Genomic DNA, 14,420 nt, shown 5'->3' with positions numbered 1-14,420 from the left:
GCGTGCGAGGCGCGGGGGCAGCGGGGCCCTCTTTCAGCGGGCGTAGAGCGCGTCGACCTCCGAGCCGAACTCCTTGAGGACGACGTTGCGCTTCAACTTCAGGCTGGGCGTCAGCATCCCGTTGTCCTCGGTGAAGTCGGTGCCCAGCACGGTGAACTTCTTGATGGCCTCCGCCTGCGACACCGCCTTGTTGGCGTCCTTGACCGCCGCGTCGAGCTCGGCCAGCACGTCGGCGTCCTCGCGCAGCTGCGCAGGCGTCAGGCCGGCGTCCTTGCCCTTGGACTCCAGCCACTGCGGGAGGGCTTCCTCGTCCAGGGTGATCAGCGCGGCGATGAAGGGCCGCTGGTCACCGACGACGATGCACTGGCTGACCAGGCGGTGTGCGCGCAGCCGGTCCTCCAGCACCGCGGGGGCGACGTTCTTGCCGCCCGCGGTCACCAGGATCTCCTTCTTGCGACCGGTGATCTTGATGAAGCCGTCGTCGTCGATCTCGCCGATGTCACCGGTGTGGAACCAGCCGTCGGCGTCGATGGCCTCCCGGGTGGCCTGCTCGTTCTTCCAGTAGCCGCGCATGACGACCCCGCCGCGCAGCAGGATCTCGCCGTCCTCGGCGATCGCCGCGCCGACCCCCGGCAGCGGCCGGCCGACGGTGCCGATGCGGAACGCGCCGTCGTGGTTGACGGAGGCGGCGGCGGTGGTCTCGGTGAGGCCGTAGCCCTCGAACACCGGGACGCCGATCCCGCGGAAGAAGTGGCCCAGCCGCTCGCCGAGCGGCGCGCCGCCGGAGATGGCGCCGATGCACCGGCCGCCGAGGGCGGCCCGCAGCTTGCCGTAGACGAGCCGGTCGAACAGGGCGTGCTGCAGCCTCAGGCCCAGCCCGGCGCCGCCGGTGTCCTGGGCGCGCGACCAGTCGATGGCCACCCGGGCGGCCCGGTCGAAGATCTTGCCCTTGCCGTCGCCCTCGGCCTTCGCCTTGGCCTGGTTGTAGACCTTCTCGAACACGCGCGGGACGGCCAGGACGAAGGTCGGCCGGAACTCGCCGAGGTCCTCCACCAGGTTCTTCACATCCGCCGTGTGCCCGATGACCGTGCGGGTCTTGACGGCACCGCACTGCAGGACCCGGGCCAGGACGTGGGCGAGCGGGATGAACAGCAGGAGGGAGCCATGCACGTTCATGAACCGCCCCAGCAGGCCCATCCCGTTGTTGATCTCGAACAGGAAGTTGCCGTGGGTGAGCTCGCAGCCCTTCGGCCGGCCCGTGGTGCCGCTGGTGTAGATCAGCGTGGCGAGGCTGTCGGCGTTCAGCGTCTTCCGGCGGGCCTCGAGTTCGCTGTCGGGGACGCCGGCCCCCGCCTGGGTGAGCGTGCCGATCGCGTCGTCCTCGATGACGTGGACCGACCGGAGCTCCGGCGCCTGGTCCCGGACGGAGTCGACGGCGGTGGCGTGCTCGTCGCGCTCGACGATGACCGCGGTCGCCCCGGAGTCCGAGAGGATCCACGCCACCTGATCGGGGCTGGAGGTCTCGTAGATGGGGACGACGACCGCGCCGGCGGTCCAGATCGCGTAGTCGAAGACCGTCCACTCGTAGCGGGTCTTCGCCTGGAGGGCGACGCGGTCACCCGGGGCGACGCCCGCTGCGACGAGGCCCTTGGCGACCCCGGCGACCTCGCCGGCGAACTCCGCCCAGGTGACGTCGTGCCACCGGCCGTCGCGGCGGCGCCGCAGCCCCACCTCGGCGCCGGCCTCGGCTACGTTGGTGGCCAGCATGTCGGTCAGCGCCTCGTCGGGGCCGACCTCGGTGCTCACAGGAACGCTGAACTCGCGCACGCCCGGTCCTCTCCTCCCCGCCGGCCGCGCGGCACCGTCGCCCGCGGCCCCGGTACGGGGACGTCCCGGCCAATCTAGCGGCTGGTACTACCAGGCAGTAGCCGAGCGGCGCAGTGGGCGGGGCCGGTTCACCCGGGAGCGGTTAGCCTGCTGCCCATGGCCGACCAGTCCACTCAGTCGATCGTCGTCGAGGCGCCTGCGGCCGAGGTCATGGCGGTCATCGCCGACTTCCCGTCGTACCCGCAGTGGGTCGCCGCCGCGAAGGAGGTGGAGGTGCTCGAGACGGGGGACGACGGGCGGGCCCGTCGGGTGCACTTCGTGCTCGACGCCGGCGCGGTCAAGGACGACTACGTCCTCGAGTACGCATGGGACGACGACCGCCGCGTCTCCTGGCACCTGGTGCGCGGTCAGATGCAGAAGCGGCAGGAGGGCTCGTACACCCTCGCCGAGACCGGCGGTCGCACCGAGGTGACCTACTCGATCACCATCGACCTCTCCATCCCGATGCTCGGGATGATCAAACGCAAGGCGGAGAAGGTCATCCTCGACACCGCGCTCAAGGAGCTCAAGAAGCGCGTCGAGGGCTGACCTGCGTGCGCACCCTGCTGGTCACCGGCCCCGGTGGGGCGGGGACGTCCACCGTCGCCGCGGCCGCCGCCGTCCGTACCGCCCGTGCGGGCCGGAGCGCGCTGCTGCTCTCCCGGCAACCACCCCCGGCACCCGGCCTCGACGCGGTGCCGGGCCTGCGCGTGCAGCGGGTCGACGGACGGCGGGCGGTCGAGGAGCTCTGGGCGGCGCACGTCGCCGACCTGGGCGTGCTGCTACCGCACCTGACGCTGCCGCCGGCCACGTCGGTGGTGCCGCCGCCGGGCGCGGAGGAGCTCGCGCTGCTCGCGGCGCTGGGTTCGGCCGACGCCGACGTGGTGGTGGTGGACGCCGGCCCGCTGCGCGACGGGCTCGCGCTGGCCGCCCTCCCCGGCACGCTGCGCTGGTGGCTGGACCAGGCGCTGCCGCCGGCGGCCCGGGCGCTGGCCGCCGTCCGGACGGCGACGGTGACCGCCGGTGCGGCCCGGCGCGGCCCGCTCGACGCCGTGCTCGAAACCGTCCCCGCCGTCGAGCGGCTGCTGGCCCAGGACCGGCTGGCCGGCGCCGCGGCGACGGCGGTCTGGCTGACCGCGAGCGCCCGCCGGAACGACGTCCCAGCGGTGCGCGGCGCGGCGACCGTCCTCGGGCTGCACGGGCTGCGGGCCGCCGCCGTGCTGCCCCGGGTGCTCCCGGCCGGAGGCCTGGGGGAGTGGTGGGCCAGCCGTGCCGCCGATCAGGACGCCGCGCTCCGCGACCTGGCGGAGGTGGCCCCCGTGCACGACGTCCCGGAGCTGCCGGGGGCACCGGCCGACGCCGACGCGGTGGCCGCGCTGCTGGACGGGCTGGAGCTGCCCTCGGCGGGTGGGCCCACGGCTCCGGTTCCGCAGCGACGGGACGGCGGCGGCTGGGGCCTCGCCCTGCCGCTGCCCTTCGCCGAGCGGGCGGCCGTGGGTCTGACCCGGTGGGGCGATGACCTCGTGGTGGGCGTGGGGCAGGATCGTCGTTCGCTGCGCCTGGACTCGTTGCTGCGCCGGTGCGAGGTGACCGGGGGGCGGCTGACCGCCCCCGGCACCGCCGACGCGCGCCTCGAGGTCAGCTTCCGCGCGGATCCGCAGCAGTGGCCGGCCGACCTCCTGGCGGCCGAGGGGAGGACCACATGACCACGGGTGCCGACTGGCTCGACCAGGCCCGTCGCCTCGTCGACGCCGTCCGGGCCGGCGGCGAGCGCCCCGCCGGCGCGCAGGAGCACGGCAGCGACTGCCGCTGGTGCCCGGTCTGCCAGACGGGAGCCGTGCTGCGGGGCGAGCGCCCGGAGGTGACCGCCGCCCTGGCCGATGTCCTGACCACGACCGCGGACGCCCTCCGCACGTTCGCCGAGGCGCCGCGCGCCGATGCGACGGCCCCGGCGGCCGAGGGGGAGGACGAGCCCGCCGCCCAGCCGGCCGTCCAGCGGATCGACATCGCGTGATCACGCCGGACGTGACGGCCCGGCCGGCGCTGGGCATCGACATCGGCGGCACCAAGGTCGCCGGCGGGCTGGTGGCGCCCGACGGCACGATCCTGGCGACCGCGCGGCGCGCCACGCCGGGCGCCTCGGTCAGCGACACCGAGGACGCGATCACGGCCGTGGTCGACGAGCTGGTCGACGGGCACGAGGGCGAGGTTGTCGGGGTCGGTGTGGGCGCCGCGGGGTGGTTCGACCGGACCGGCGACACGGTGCTGTTCAGCCCGCACCTGGCCTGGCGGAACTCGACGCTGCGCAAGGACCTCGGTGCCCGGCTGCAGCGCCCGCTGTGGGTGGGCAACGACGCGGACGCCGCGGCCTGGGCGGAGTACCGCTACGGCGCCGCCCGGGGGGCCGATCTCGCCCTGATGATCACGCTGGGCACCGGGATCGGCGGTGGCATCGTGCTCGACGGGCGGCTGCGTCGCGGTTCCCACGGGGTGGCGGGGGAGTGGGGGCACATGCGCGTCGTGCCCGACGGGCGGCTCTGCGCCTGCGGCAACCGCGGGTGCTGGGAGCAGTACGCCAGCGGCACGGCGCTCGGGCAGACCGCGCGGGAGGTCGCCGCCACCTCACCGGCCGCCGCGGCGCTGCTGCTGGAACGGGTCCACTGCGAGCCCGGCCGGCTGACCGGTGAGCACGTCGCCCGGGCCGCTCACGACGGCGACCCGCTGGCCCTCGAGCTGGTCACCGAGGTCGGGTACTGGCTGGGCCAGGGCATCGCCGACCTGGCGGCCGTCCTCGACCCCGAGGTAGTGGTGATCGGCGGCGGGGTCAGCGTGCTGGGCGAGATGGTGCTCGGCCCCGCGCGGGAGCGGCTCGAGCGGGCCCTGCCCGGCCGCGGGTTCCGGCCCGGGCCCCGGATCGTGGCCGCCGACCTCGGGGCGCAGGCCGGCATCGTCGGCGCCGCCGACCTCGTGCGCCGGGCCGTCGCGGAGGGCGAAAGCTAGACGACGGCGCCGTCGTCGCCGTCGTCGGCCGAGCGGTCACGCATCCGGGAGACCAGCAGGGCGACCCCGCCGGCGACCACCGCCACGCCGACGACCAGGCCGGCGTCGGCGGACAGGCCGATCACCGCGGGCGCGCCGATGAGCAGGATGCCCGCCGCCACCAGCAGCACCGCGTAGAGCGCCGCCGGGGCCGGCACGGGCAGCGGGGGTGGCGGCGGGGGCTCGTAGTGCTCCTCGGGACGGTCGAGCACCGGCACCTCGTGCGGCGCAGGCGGAGCGGCCGCGGACGGCTCCTCGTCGACGGCGGTGCGGCCGTGCTCGGCCTCGAAGGCGGCCACGATCCGCCGCCACTCGGCGTCCTCGTCGACGTCGCGGCCGGCCGGCCGGCGGGCGGGGCGCGGCTCGGGCGGGTGCTCGTCGGCGTGCTGCTCCACCAGCCCTCGTGCCTCGGCCTGACGGGCGCGGTCGACGAACAGCCGGTCCGACGGCGGGCTCGGCAGGAACACCGAGCGGGTGTAGGGCGCGACGTCCGCGGCCGGCTCCAGGTAGGCGGCGATGCCCGCGGCCTCGAGGACGTCGAGCAGGTGCTCGCCCACGCGGGGGTCGACGTCGCGCACCGGGCTCCACAGCGCGGCGTCCAGGCCGTTGTCGCGGCGGCCCCGTCCCCGCCGGTCGTTCATCGGCGGTCCGCCGCGGGCGCGCCGGGCTCGCCGACGGGTACGCGGGAGCGGATCCACTCCGCGCTCCGGCTGAAGATCAGCGGAGCGTCGTTGTCGAGGGTCGCCACGTGGTAGCTGTGCTCCAGCACGACCTCGGTGGTGTCCGTGCTGCCCACCCCGGCGAGCAGGATCGTGCTGTTGACCGGCTCGACGACGTGGTCCTCGGCGCTGTGGAAGACGATCACCGGTGCAGTCACCCGGCGCAGGTCGGCGCGGGTGGCGGCCCACAGGCGGCGCAGCTGCATCATCGCCCGGGTCGGCAGCTTGGGATAGGCCAGCTCGGTGACGCCCGGCTTCTTGATGTCGCTGGCGATCGGCGCCCAGCTGGGGGTGAGCCGCGACAGCAGGGGCAGCAGCTTCGCGTCGAGCCGCTGGGTCAGCAGCGCCGGGTTCACCAGCAGGAGGCCGGCGACGTCGGGACGGACCTCGGCCAGCCGGGTGGCCAGCGTGCCGCCCATCGACAGCCCGGCGACGAACACCCGGTCGCAGACCGCGGCCAGCTCGTCGAAGGCGCCCTCGACCGTCGCCGTCCACTGGTCGGAGGTGCTGGTGTTGCAGTCCTGCCAGCGGGTGCCGTGACCGGGGAGCAGCGGGCACCGGACGGCGAAGCCCTCGGCGGCCAGGTGCTCCCCCCAGGGCCGCATGCTCATCGGCGTTCCGGTGAACCCGTGGACCAGCAGCACACCGGTGCGGCCCTCGGGTCCGTCGCCACCGGGGAAGTCGAACGGTTCCGCACCGGGCATGACCTCGGGTAGGGGGGTCGGTCCGGGCACGGTGCTCCTCCTCGGCGTCCGGCGTCGACACCGGTGTCGGCTACCTCACGGTGGTGCTCCGATTGTGATCCGGGCCCCAGGCTCCCTAGTCTGGCAGTTCCCCAGGGAGGCGTGTTGTTCTACTGGTTCCTCAAGTTCGTCGCGATCGGCCCGCCGGCGCGGGTCGTCTTCCGCCCGAAGGTGGAAGGCATCGAGAACGTGCCCGCGACGGGCGCCGTGATCCTCGCGAGCAACCACCTGTCCGCGGCCGACTGGATCTTCATGCCGCTGCAGCTGAGGCGACGGGTCACCTTCCTCGCCAAGGCGGAGTACTTCACCGGCACCGGCGTGAAGGGGTTCCTGCAGCGGGCGTTCTTCTCCGGGGCCGGGCAGGTGCCGATCGACCGCTCCAGCGCGTCGGCCGCCGAGGGCGCCATCCGGACCGGCATCCGCATCCTGCGCGAGGGCAAGGTGCTCGGCATCTACCCGGAGGGCACCCGTTCGCCCGACGGGCGGCTCTACCGCGGCAAGATCGGTGTGGCGCGCATGGCGCTGGAGACCGGGGCGCCCGTCGTCCCGGTGGCCATGGTCTACACCTCCCGGCGGCTCCCGTTCGGCAAGAAGCTCACCCAGGTGCGGATCCGGATCGGCAAGCCGCTGAGCTTCAGCCGGTACGAAGGCCTCTCCGGTGACCGCTTCGTCGAGCGGTCGATCACCGACGAGATCATGTACGAGATTATGACGCTGTCGGGGCAGGAGTACGTCGACGTCTACGGCGCCACGGTGAAGAAGGCGATGGACGCCACCGGGGCCACCGCCAACGAGGTCATCGCCACGCTGCAGCCGCCGGCCACCGAGGCCGCCGACCGCGCCCCCACCTCGCTCGCCGGTTAGCGGGGGAGCACCCGGGCGAGGACGTCGCGCAGGAGGGCGAGCAGCTCGGAACGGGGCATCGTCGGCTCCAGCACCCACTGCGCGACCAGCTCCTCGGTGAACGCGAAGAACGCGAGCACCAGCTGCCGGCGCCGGGCGTCGTCCGGCAGGCCGAGGGTCTGCAGCCCGACCTCGACCAGGCGGCTGCGGGTCTCCTCGTACACCTCGGCCACCCAGGGGTCGCCCCCGGCGGCGCCGCGCACGAAGGCCAGGTGGGTCTCCCGGAAGGTCTCCACCCAGCCGACGTAGCGGTCCAGCATCTCGTCGACGGCGTCGCCGTCGGTGCCGGCGGGCGTGCCCGGCCGGGGCAGCAGGTGGGCCCACAGCAGCTCCGCGGCGGCCCGGGTGACGGCGGCGTAGTAGTCGCGCTTGCTCGGGAAGTAGTGGAACAGCAAGCTGCGGCTGATGCCGGCCCGGCGGGCCACCTCGTCGATGGTCAGCTCCTGCACCGGTGTGGTGGGGAGCAGCTCGAGCCCGATCTGCACCAGCTGCGCCCGCCGGTCACCCGCCGACCGCCGGCCTCGCCCCGGCGGGGACGGGGGAGCCGTCATGCCCGCGTCCCCGGTATCACGCCACCGCCCGCTCGGCGGCGGCCTGAGCCACGAGCCGCAGCAACCCGTCGACGACCAGCTGCGGGCGCTCCTGAGGCAGCATGTGGCCGGTGCGCTCGGCCCGGTGCAGCCGGGCCTCGGGCAGCGCCTCGCTCAGCTGCCTGCTGTGCCGCGGCGGCGTGAGCTTGTCGCTGTCCCCGACGAAGATCTCCACCGGCACCCGGGAGAGCGCTGCGAGCTCCGTGCGCTTGTCGTGGTCGCCGAGCGCCGGCATGAACTCGATGAACGAGCGCAGGGTCGACGCGTGCATGATCTCCGCCCCGGCCAGCACCATCTCGTCGGTCGCGTCGGCGCCGTAGAGCAGCTCGCGGACCACCTTGCGGTGTCGCGGCGAGGACGGCGGCGCCAGGGTGCGCAGCTTCTCCAGGACGCGCGCCCCGGCCAGTGCGGCGTTCAGCGCGCCCGGGCGCAGCCTGGCCATGCGGCCGGCCGCCGACCGGGGGTCGGAGGTGAGGTCGCCGGCCGACGTGGCGACCAGCGCGACGCCGGCGACCCGGTCGCCGAACAGCTCGGGCCGGGCGGCGGCGAGGCACATGATCGTCATGCCCCCCATCGAGTGCCCGCCCAGGACCACCGGCCCGGTGGGCGCCAGCTGGTGCAGCACGTCGGCGAGGTCGGCGCCGAGCCGGTCGATGCTGAGCGCCGGCTCCGGGTGCCGGGGAGAGGCCCAGGTGGACCGCCCGTGGCCGCGCTGGTCGTAGCGGACCAGGCGCAGCTCGCCGCCGGCGACCCGGTCGGCGAGCAGCGTGGCGACGTCGTCCCAGGCGGCCTGCGACAGTGTCCAGCCGTGGGCCAGGACCACCGTCACCGGTGCGGACTCCGCCCCCTCCACCGTGGCGTGCAGCCGGGCGCCGTCGCCGGTCCGGACGGCGGCGGTGCGCCTGCAGACGGTGCGGGACGGGATCGCGCTCACGCGGCCTCCTCCGGACGGGCCGGCGCGGCGGCCGGGATGCCGACGTAGTTCTCCCGGTCCAGCGACCGGGTGAGCCTCCGGAACCGGAAGGTGAAATCGGGCCACAGCGTGGTGTTGTGGCCGTGGCGGTCCAGGTACCAGCTGGCGCAGCCCCCGGCGAGCCAGACGGTGTTCTTCGACTTCTCCCCGATGAGCGCCCGGTAGGCCTCCTGCGCGGCCGGCGTCGTCTCCAGCACGGCCAGGCCCTCGGCGTCCATGGGCGCAGCGCGTGGTCGACGTAGGCGACCTGCGACTCGATCATGTAGACCATCGACGTGTGGCCGACGCCCACGTTCGGGCCGACCAGCAGGAACAGGTTGGGGAAACCCGCCACCGTCGTGCTGCGGTTGCTCACCATCCCCTGGTCCCACACCTCGGCGAGCGTGCGCCCGTCGCGCCCGGCGATCCTCCTGGCGATGGGCAGGTCGGTGACGGCGAAGCCGGTGGCGAGCACGATCGTGTCGGTGGGCCGCTCGATGCCGTCGGTGGTGACGATCGACCGCGGCCGCACCTCGGCGATGCCGGCGGTGACCAGCTCGGCGTTGGGCGCCGCCACGGCCGGGAAGTAGTCGTTGCTGATCAGGATGCGCTTGCAGCCGATCGTGTAGTCCGGCGTCAGCGCCTTCCGCAGCCTCGGATCGCGGACCTGGCGCTCCAGGTGCGCCTTCGCCAGCCTGCCGACGGGCTTCAGGAGCGCCCGACGCTTGGCCATGCCGATCACCAGGATCTCACGGGACATGTAGAGCAGTCCGCGGATCGCCCGCTGGAGGCCGGGCACCATCCGGTAGAGGCGCCGGGCCCACGGCTGCACCGGGTGGTCGGTGCGCGGGACCACCCACGCGGGCGTGCGCTGGTAGACGGCGATGCTTTCCACCTCCGGCTGGATGGCCGGCACGATCTGGATCGCCGAGGCGCCGGTGCCGATGACGGCGACCTTCTCCCCGGTGATGTCGTGCGAGGCGTCCCAGCGCGCCGAGTGCATGACTGTGCCCTCGAACCCGTCCAGGCCCGGGATGTCCGGGTACGTCGGGTCGGCCAGCGCACCGGCCGCCGACACGAGCACCTGCGCGCGGAAGCTCCCGGCCGACGTCGTCACCAGCCAGCGGCGCGCGTCGTCGTCCCAGCGGGCGGAGGTGACGTCGGCGCCGAAGACGCAGTGCTCGCGGACGCCGAACCGCTCGGCCGTCGCCCGGAGGTAGGCATGGATCTCGGGCTGCTGCGAGTAGGAGCGCGGCCAGTCGGGATTCGGGGCGAACGAGTACGAGTACAGGTGCGACTGCACGTCGCACGCCGCGCCCGGATAGGTGTTGTCCCGCCAGGTGCCGCCGACGTCGTCGGCCCGCTCCAGCAGCAGGAAGTCGGTCTCCCCCCGCCCGCGGAGGGTGATGGCCATCGCCAGGCCGGCGAAGCCGGAGCCGATGATCGCCACCCGGACCTCCTGGGCCGGCGTCCCCGACCGGGCGGAGGGCGCGGACTGTCCCTCGATCACGCTGGTCACCTCGGGCTGGCTCCTTCCCTCCGGCTTGCTGAGCAACGCTCCAAGCTACAACAGTGGTTGAGCAGTGCTCAAGTGAGCGCGACCATCCCCGGAGGAGCAGGTCCATGGCCCGTGGTCTCGGCAAGCGCCCGCGCACGTCCCTCGCCGGCAGGGCGGTCCTCGTCACCGGGGCCGCCCGGGGCATCGGTGCGGAGCTGGCCCGCAAGGCGGCCGCCCGAGGCGCCCGCGTGGCGCTGGTGGGCCTGGAGCCCGGGCAGCTGGCCGCCGTCGCCGACGAGATCGGGCCCGAGCACCTGTGGGTGGAGGCGGACGTCACGGACGCGGACGCGCTTCAGGTCGCCGTCCAGCGCACCGTGGACCTTCGGCGGGCTGGACGTCGTCGTCGCGAACGCCGGCATCGCGCCGTTCACGACGGTGATGACGTCGTCGGCGCACGCGCTGGCCCGCACCGTCGAGGTCAACCTGATCGGCACCATGCTCACCGCCCACGCGGCGCTGCCGGAGATCGCGGAGCGGAGGGGGCGCGTGCTGCTGGTCAGCTCGGCCGCGGCGTTCACCGTGCTGCCCGGCATGAGCGCGTACTGCGCGTCCAAGGCGGGCGTGGAGCGGTTCGGGGACGCGCTGCGCCTGGAGGTCGCCCACCGCGGGGTCACCGTGGCCAGCGCGCACCCGACCTGGATCGACACCGACCTGGTCCGTGACACCGAGGCGGCGCTGCCCACGTTCGCCGCGACCCGCAGGCAGCTGCCGGGGCCGCTGGGCGACTACACCTCGGTCGAGGCGTGCGCGGAGGCACTGGTGGAGAACCTGGAGACCCGCGGCCGCCGCGTCTTCGTGCCCCGCTCGGTCGGCACGGTCGCCGCACTCCGGCAGCTCGTGACCGGTGTCGTCGCGGAGAAGCTCGCCACGGCCGTCTCGGCGAAGCGGGTGCCGCAGCTCGAGCGCGACATCGCGGCGCTGGGGGGGGCAGGAGTTCGGGATCCACTCCGTGGGCGACCGCACCACGTAGGGGCAGGGCGTCAGCGGGTCCAGCGGCCGGCGCGGCCGACGGCGTCCTTCCAGCGGTCGTGCCGGCCGTCTCCCCGGGCGCCCGACGTCGGCTCGAACCGCCGGTCCAGCGTCCAGGTGGCCCGCAGCTCGTCGGTGCTGGCCCAGACGCCGGTGCCCAGGCCGGCGAGGAACGCCGCGCCGAGCGCCGTCGTCTCCGTCACCTGCGGGCGGCGCACCGGCACGCCGAGCTGGTCGGCCTGCAGCTGCAGGAGCAGGTCGTTGGCGCTCGCCCCGCCGTCGGCCGACAGCTCGGGCACCTCCAGCCCGGCCTCGTCGACCATCACGTCGACGACGTCGCGCACCTCGAAGGCGATCGCCTCCAGCGTGGCACGGGCGATGTGCGCGCGGGTGGTGCCCCGCGTGAGGCCGAGGATCGCGCCGCGGGCGTGCGGGTCCCAGTGCGGTGCGCCCATGCCGGTGAGCGCCGGCACGAAGACGACGTCGCCCGAGTCGGGCACCGTGCGGGCGAGCCCCTCGATCTCCTTCGCGGAGTCGATCAGGCCCAGCCCGTCCCGCAGCCACTGGACGGCGGCACCGGTCACGAAGATGGCGCCCTCGAGCGCGTAGACCAGCCCGTCGCCGAGGTCCCAGGCGACCGTGGTGAGCAGGCCGGCGTCGGAGCGCACGATGTCCGATCCGGTGTTGGTCAGCACGAAGGAGCCGGTGCCGTAGGTGCACTTGCTCATCCCGGGCGAGTAGCACGCCTGCCCGAACAGCGCGGCCTGCTGGTCGCCGGCGATGCCGGCGATCGGCAGTGACAGGCCGAGGAAGGCGTCGGGATCGGTGGTGCCGACGACGCCGGAGCTCGGCACCACCTCGGGGAGCGCGGAGCGGGGGACGTCGAACAGGTCGCACAGCTCGTCGGACCAGGCCCCCTTCTCCAGGTCGAAGAGCAGGGTGCGGCTGGCGTTGGTCGGGTCGGTGACGTGCGCGGCGCCGCCGGTGAGGCGGGCGATCACGTACGAGTCGACGGTGCCCAGCACCAGGGAGCCGTCGCGGACGCCGGACCACAGCCGCGGCTCGTGCTCGGCCAGCCAGGCGAACTTCGTCCCGGTGAAGTAGGGGTCCAGCCGGAGCCCGGTCATCCGCGCGACCTGCTCCTCGACGCCCTCGTTCCGCAGCCGGTCGCAGATCTGCGTGGTGCGACGGTCCTGCCAGACGATCGCCGGGCGGGGGGAGCGCAGCGTGCGCCGGTCCCAGACGACGGCGGTCTCCCGCTGGTCGGTGAGCCCGATGCAGGTGGGCTGCTGCTCGCTGCCGGCCAGCGCCTCGCGGCAGGCCGCCACCGTCGCCGTCCAGATGTCGTCGGGCTCGTGCTCCACCCAGCCCGGGCGCGGGAACAGCTGCGCGAACTCGCGGTAGCCGCGGGACAGGACGTCGCCCCGCTCGCCCACGACCAGCGCGGTCACCCCGGTGGTCCCTGCATCGATGGCCAGTACCGGCATGGAAGCACCGTAGCCCGGCCGGCGGCGGGAACCGGCGCGGTCGGCGGCTCCGCGCGACCGGCGGGTGACCGATGGGGCCACCTACGGTGGGGCGGTGCGGCGCTTCTTCTACGACACCGAGTTCATCGAGGACGGCACGACGATCGACCTGGTGTCCATCGGCGTCGTGGACGAGACCGGACGCGAGTTCTACGCGGTGAGCACGGAGTTCGACCCGGACCGGGCCATCCCGTGGGTGCGCCGGAACGTGCTCGACCAGCTGCCGCCACCGGCGGACCGGGCGTGGCGCAGCCGGGAACGCATCCGCGACGACCTGCTCGCCTTCCTCACCGGCCCGGGCGAGGAGATCGAGCTGTGGGCGTGGTTCGCCGCCTACGACCACGTGGCGCTGTGCCAGCTGTGGGGCGCGATGCCCGCACTGCCCCGGCCGATCCCCCGGTTCACCCGCGAGCTGCGGCAGCGCTGGGACGACCGGGGGCAGCCGGCGCTGCCGCCCAAGCCCGCCGGAACCCACGACGCACTGGTCGACGCCCGGTACAACCTGGCCCGCTGGCAGGCGATCGAGGCTGCCGGCAGCTGACCGGCCGTTCGCGGCCGGCCGGAGCCGAGCCGGTACCGGACGGTTCGTGGCCTCCGGGTGACCATCCGGCCACCGGCATCAGCGGCGCAGGTGCGCCCAGTCGCCCGGGTGCCGGCGGAGGTGCTCGGCCACGGACAGGGCGGGGTGTCCGGTCAGCCGCCGGACGACGTCGCTCACCGGAGCCAGCTCGCCCGCGGCGATCGCCTCGTAGCTGGTCACCCACCCCTCGATCTCCCAGTCCGGGGCGCCGGAGGGGCGGCGGCTGGTCCACGCCTCCGGCACGGTCTGCCGCCGGTACCGGGCCGGCCGCCCGGTGAGCTCGCCCAGCAGGGCCGCCGCCTCCTCCAGGGACACCGCGGAGGGGCCGGTCACGTCGAGGACGGCGCCGTCGAGGGCGGGGAGTCGTCGAGCACGGCGGCGGCCCCGGCGTCGGCGAGGTCGTCCCGGGAGACGAACGACGCCCGGCCCTCGCCGGCGGGGGCGGCGATCACCACCTCCTCGCCCTCCAGGGCGGCGAAGAAGGGCACGAAGTCGGCGTACATGCCGTGCCGGAGCAGGGTGTGCCGCACGCCGGTGGCCGCGATCGCCTCCTCGGTGGCGGCGTGTTGGCGGGCGAGGGTGAACACCGCGTCCGGCGCGGCCCCGAGGAAGGAGGTGTAGACGATCCGTTCCACCCCGGCGTCCGCCGCCGCGCGCACCGCGGTGCGGTGCTGCTGCAGCCGGTCGTCGGCCTCGGCGGCCGACACCAGGTAGAGCGTGTGCGCGCCGGCCAGCGCCGCCCGCAGCCCGTCGCCGTCGGCGTAGCCCCCGGGGTTCGCCGCGACCTCCGCGCCGGGCAGCCGGGGCGCGCGGCCGAGATCGCGGACGACCAGCCGCAGCCGTGCCCCGGCCGCGGCCAGCCGGGCGGCGACCCGGCCGCCGAGCGCGCCCGTGGCACCGGTCACGGCGACCGTGCGCGAAGGGCTGGACGGGGCGGTGACCTGGGGCATCATGTGCGGCACAACCCGGGTGCCG

17 protein-coding genes and 3 pseudogenes are annotated in these 14,420 nt (G+C 74.7%); 10 read left to right on the top strand and 10 right to left on the bottom strand.

Annotation, left to right across the window (positions count from 1 at the left end):
• Positions 1-33: 33 nt before the first annotated feature.
• Positions 34-1,767: an AMP-dependent synthetase/ligase gene (locus tag ACI791_RS00380; RefSeq protein WP_456584802.1), complete on the bottom strand. Its 1,734-nt coding sequence runs from the start codon at positions 1,765-1,767 to the stop codon at positions 34-36.
• A gap of 216 nt (positions 1,768-1,983) precedes the next feature.
• Here ACI791_RS00380 and ACI791_RS00375 point away from each other — a divergent pair, with 216 nt between their 5' ends.
• The 4 genes from ACI791_RS00375 to ACI791_RS00360 are packed head-to-tail and all read left to right on the top strand — an operon-like array spanning position 1,984 to position 4,866.
• Positions 1,984-2,415: an SRPBCC family protein gene (locus tag ACI791_RS00375; protein WP_456584227.1), complete on the top strand. Its 432-nt coding sequence runs from the start codon at positions 1,984-1,986 to the stop codon at positions 2,413-2,415.
• Positions 2,416-2,420: 5 nt separating this feature from the next.
• Positions 2,421-3,572 carry an ArsA family ATPase gene (locus ACI791_RS00370; RefSeq protein ID WP_456584226.1) on the top strand — a complete coding sequence of 384 codons (1,152 nt, stop codon included), beginning with the start codon at positions 2,421-2,423 and terminating at the stop codon, positions 3,570-3,572.
• The gene (locus ACI791_RS00365; protein WP_456584225.1) at positions 3,569-3,880 is read left to right on the top strand and encodes a hypothetical protein; all 312 of its coding nucleotides are present in this window, start codon (positions 3,569-3,571) and stop codon (positions 3,878-3,880) included. The genes ACI791_RS00370 and ACI791_RS00365 overlap by 4 nt, the downstream gene beginning before the upstream one ends.
• The gene (locus tag ACI791_RS00360; RefSeq protein ID WP_456584224.1) at positions 3,877-4,866 is read left to right on the top strand and encodes an ROK family glucokinase; all 990 of its coding nucleotides are present in this window, start codon (positions 3,877-3,879) and stop codon (positions 4,864-4,866) included. Before ACI791_RS00365 ends, ACI791_RS00360 begins: the two co-directional genes overlap by 4 nt.
• Here ACI791_RS00360 and ACI791_RS00355 read toward each other — a convergent pair.
• Positions 4,863-5,546, bottom strand: coding sequence for a hypothetical protein (locus ACI791_RS00355; RefSeq protein WP_456584223.1), 684 nt, complete (start codon positions 5,544-5,546; stop codon positions 4,863-4,865). The two genes, ACI791_RS00360 and ACI791_RS00355, sit on opposite strands and share 4 nt — an antisense overlap.
• Positions 5,543-6,358, bottom strand: a complete 816-nt coding sequence (locus ACI791_RS00350) for an alpha/beta hydrolase (RefSeq protein ID WP_456584222.1) — start codon at positions 6,356-6,358, stop codon at positions 5,543-5,545. The genes ACI791_RS00355 and ACI791_RS00350 overlap by 4 nt, the downstream gene beginning before the upstream one ends.
• Before the next feature lie 111 nt (positions 6,359-6,469).
• On the opposite strand from ACI791_RS00350, the gene ACI791_RS00345 reads away from it, so the two are divergent.
• Positions 6,470-7,231 carry a lysophospholipid acyltransferase family protein gene (locus ACI791_RS00345; RefSeq protein ID WP_456584221.1) on the top strand — a complete coding sequence of 254 codons (762 nt, stop codon included), beginning with the start codon at positions 6,470-6,472 and terminating at the stop codon, positions 7,229-7,231.
• On the opposite strand, the gene ACI791_RS00340 is transcribed toward ACI791_RS00345, so the two are convergent.
• The 3 genes from ACI791_RS00340 to ACI791_RS00330 are packed head-to-tail and all read right to left on the bottom strand — an operon-like array spanning position 7,228 to position 9,051.
• Positions 7,228-7,821 carry a TetR/AcrR family transcriptional regulator gene (locus tag ACI791_RS00340; RefSeq protein ID WP_456584220.1) on the bottom strand — a complete coding sequence of 198 codons (594 nt, stop codon included), beginning with the start codon at positions 7,819-7,821 and terminating at the stop codon, positions 7,228-7,230. The two genes, ACI791_RS00345 and ACI791_RS00340, sit on opposite strands and share 4 nt — an antisense overlap.
• A 16-nt stretch (positions 7,822-7,837) precedes the next feature.
• Positions 7,838-8,794, bottom strand: coding sequence for an alpha/beta fold hydrolase (locus ACI791_RS00335; RefSeq protein WP_456584219.1), 957 nt, complete (start codon positions 8,792-8,794; stop codon positions 7,838-7,840).
• The gene (locus tag ACI791_RS00330) at positions 8,791-9,051 is read right to left on the bottom strand and encodes a hypothetical protein (RefSeq protein WP_456584218.1); all 261 of its coding nucleotides are present in this window, start codon (positions 9,049-9,051) and stop codon (positions 8,791-8,793) included. Before ACI791_RS00330 ends, ACI791_RS00335 begins: the two co-directional genes overlap by 4 nt.
• A gap of 99 nt (positions 9,052-9,150) precedes the next feature.
• Here ACI791_RS00330 and ACI791_RS00325 point away from each other — a divergent pair, with 99 nt between their 5' ends.
• Positions 9,151-9,402, top strand: coding sequence for a hypothetical protein (locus ACI791_RS00325; RefSeq protein ID WP_456584217.1), 252 nt, complete (start codon positions 9,151-9,153; stop codon positions 9,400-9,402).
• 272 nt (positions 9,403-9,674) lie between these two features.
• Here the strand turns inward: ACI791_RS00325 and ACI791_RS00320 are convergent.
• Positions 9,675-10,226: pseudogene (locus ACI791_RS00320) on the bottom strand (flavin-containing monooxygenase); the annotation flags it as partial.
• Between ACI791_RS00320 and ACI791_RS00315 the strand changes: the two are divergent.
• From ACI791_RS00315 to ACI791_RS00305, 3 genes and pseudogenes are all read left to right on the top strand, one after another.
• Complete coding sequence (locus ACI791_RS00315; protein ID WP_456584216.1) at positions 10,219-10,392, top strand: hypothetical protein; 174 nt, start codon at positions 10,219-10,221, stop codon at positions 10,390-10,392. The pseudogene ACI791_RS00320 and the gene ACI791_RS00315 sit on opposite strands and share 8 nt — an antisense overlap.
• 43 nt (positions 10,393-10,435) lie before the next feature.
• Positions 10,436-10,627: pseudogene (locus ACI791_RS00310) on the top strand (SDR family NAD(P)-dependent oxidoreductase); the annotation flags it as partial.
• A 121-nt stretch (positions 10,628-10,748) separates the two neighbouring features.
• Positions 10,749-11,069, top strand: a pseudogene (locus ACI791_RS00305) (SDR family NAD(P)-dependent oxidoreductase); the annotation flags it as partial.
• 281 nt (positions 11,070-11,350) lie between these two features.
• On the opposite strand, the gene glpK reads toward ACI791_RS00305, so the two are convergent.
• Positions 11,351-12,826 (bottom strand): glycerol kinase GlpK, encoded by a 1,476-nt coding sequence (gene glpK / locus ACI791_RS00300; RefSeq protein ID WP_456584215.1) that lies wholly within the window; start codon positions 12,824-12,826, stop codon positions 11,351-11,353.
• 94 nt (positions 12,827-12,920) lie between these two features.
• Here glpK and ACI791_RS00295 point away from each other — a divergent pair, with 94 nt between their 5' ends.
• Positions 12,921-13,406, top strand: coding sequence for a polyadenylate-specific 3'-exoribonuclease AS (locus ACI791_RS00295; protein WP_347060240.1), 486 nt, complete (start codon positions 12,921-12,923; stop codon positions 13,404-13,406).
• A 78-nt stretch (positions 13,407-13,484) separates the two neighbouring features.
• Here ACI791_RS00295 and ACI791_RS00290 read toward each other — a convergent pair whose 3' ends face one another.
• The gene (locus ACI791_RS00290) at positions 13,485-13,778 is read right to left on the bottom strand and encodes a hypothetical protein (protein WP_456584214.1); all 294 of its coding nucleotides are present in this window, start codon (positions 13,776-13,778) and stop codon (positions 13,485-13,487) included.
• Positions 13,775-14,398 carry an NAD(P)H-binding protein gene (locus tag ACI791_RS00285; protein WP_456584213.1) on the bottom strand — a complete coding sequence of 208 codons (624 nt, stop codon included), beginning with the start codon at positions 14,396-14,398 and terminating at the stop codon, positions 13,775-13,777. The genes ACI791_RS00290 and ACI791_RS00285 overlap by 4 nt, the downstream gene beginning before the upstream one ends.
• Positions 14,399-14,420: the final 22 nt, after the last annotated feature.

Source organism: Blastococcus sp. SYSU DS0973, from assembly GCF_054051055.1.
The sequence above is the reverse complement of the archived record's forward strand: the minus strand, read 5'-3'. Positions and strand labels throughout refer to the sequence as shown.

Coding starts and splice junctions, on each gene's coding strand:
- ACI791_RS00380 (WP_456584802.1), bottom strand. CDS start 1,767: ATGCTGGCCACCAACGTAGCCGAGGCCGGCGCCGAGGTGGGGCTGCGG.
- ACI791_RS00375 (WP_456584227.1), top strand. CDS start 1,984: ATGGCCGACCAGTCCACTCAGTCGATCGTCGTCGAGGCGCCTGCGGCC.
- ACI791_RS00365 (WP_456584225.1), top strand. CDS start 3,569: ATGACCACGGGTGCCGACTGGCTCGACCAGGCCCGTCGCCTCGTCGAC.
- ACI791_RS00355 (WP_456584223.1), bottom strand. CDS start 5,546: ATGAACGACCGGCGGGGACGGGGCCGCCGCGACAACGGCCTGGACGCC.
- ACI791_RS00340 (WP_456584220.1), bottom strand. CDS start 7,821: ATGACGGCTCCCCCGTCCCCGCCGGGGCGAGGCCGGCGGTCGGCGGGT.
- ACI791_RS00330 (WP_456584218.1), bottom strand. CDS start 9,051: ATGGACGCCGAGGGCCTGGCCGTGCTGGAGACGACGCCGGCCGCGCAG.
- ACI791_RS00315 (WP_456584216.1), top strand. CDS start 10,219: ATGGCCATCGCCAGGCCGGCGAAGCCGGAGCCGATGATCGCCACCCGG.
- glpK (WP_456584215.1), bottom strand. CDS start 12,826: ATGCCGGTACTGGCCATCGATGCAGGGACCACCGGGGTGACCGCGCTG.
- ACI791_RS00285 (WP_456584213.1), bottom strand. CDS start 14,398: ATGATGCCCCAGGTCACCGCCCCGTCCAGCCCTTCGCGCACGGTCGCC.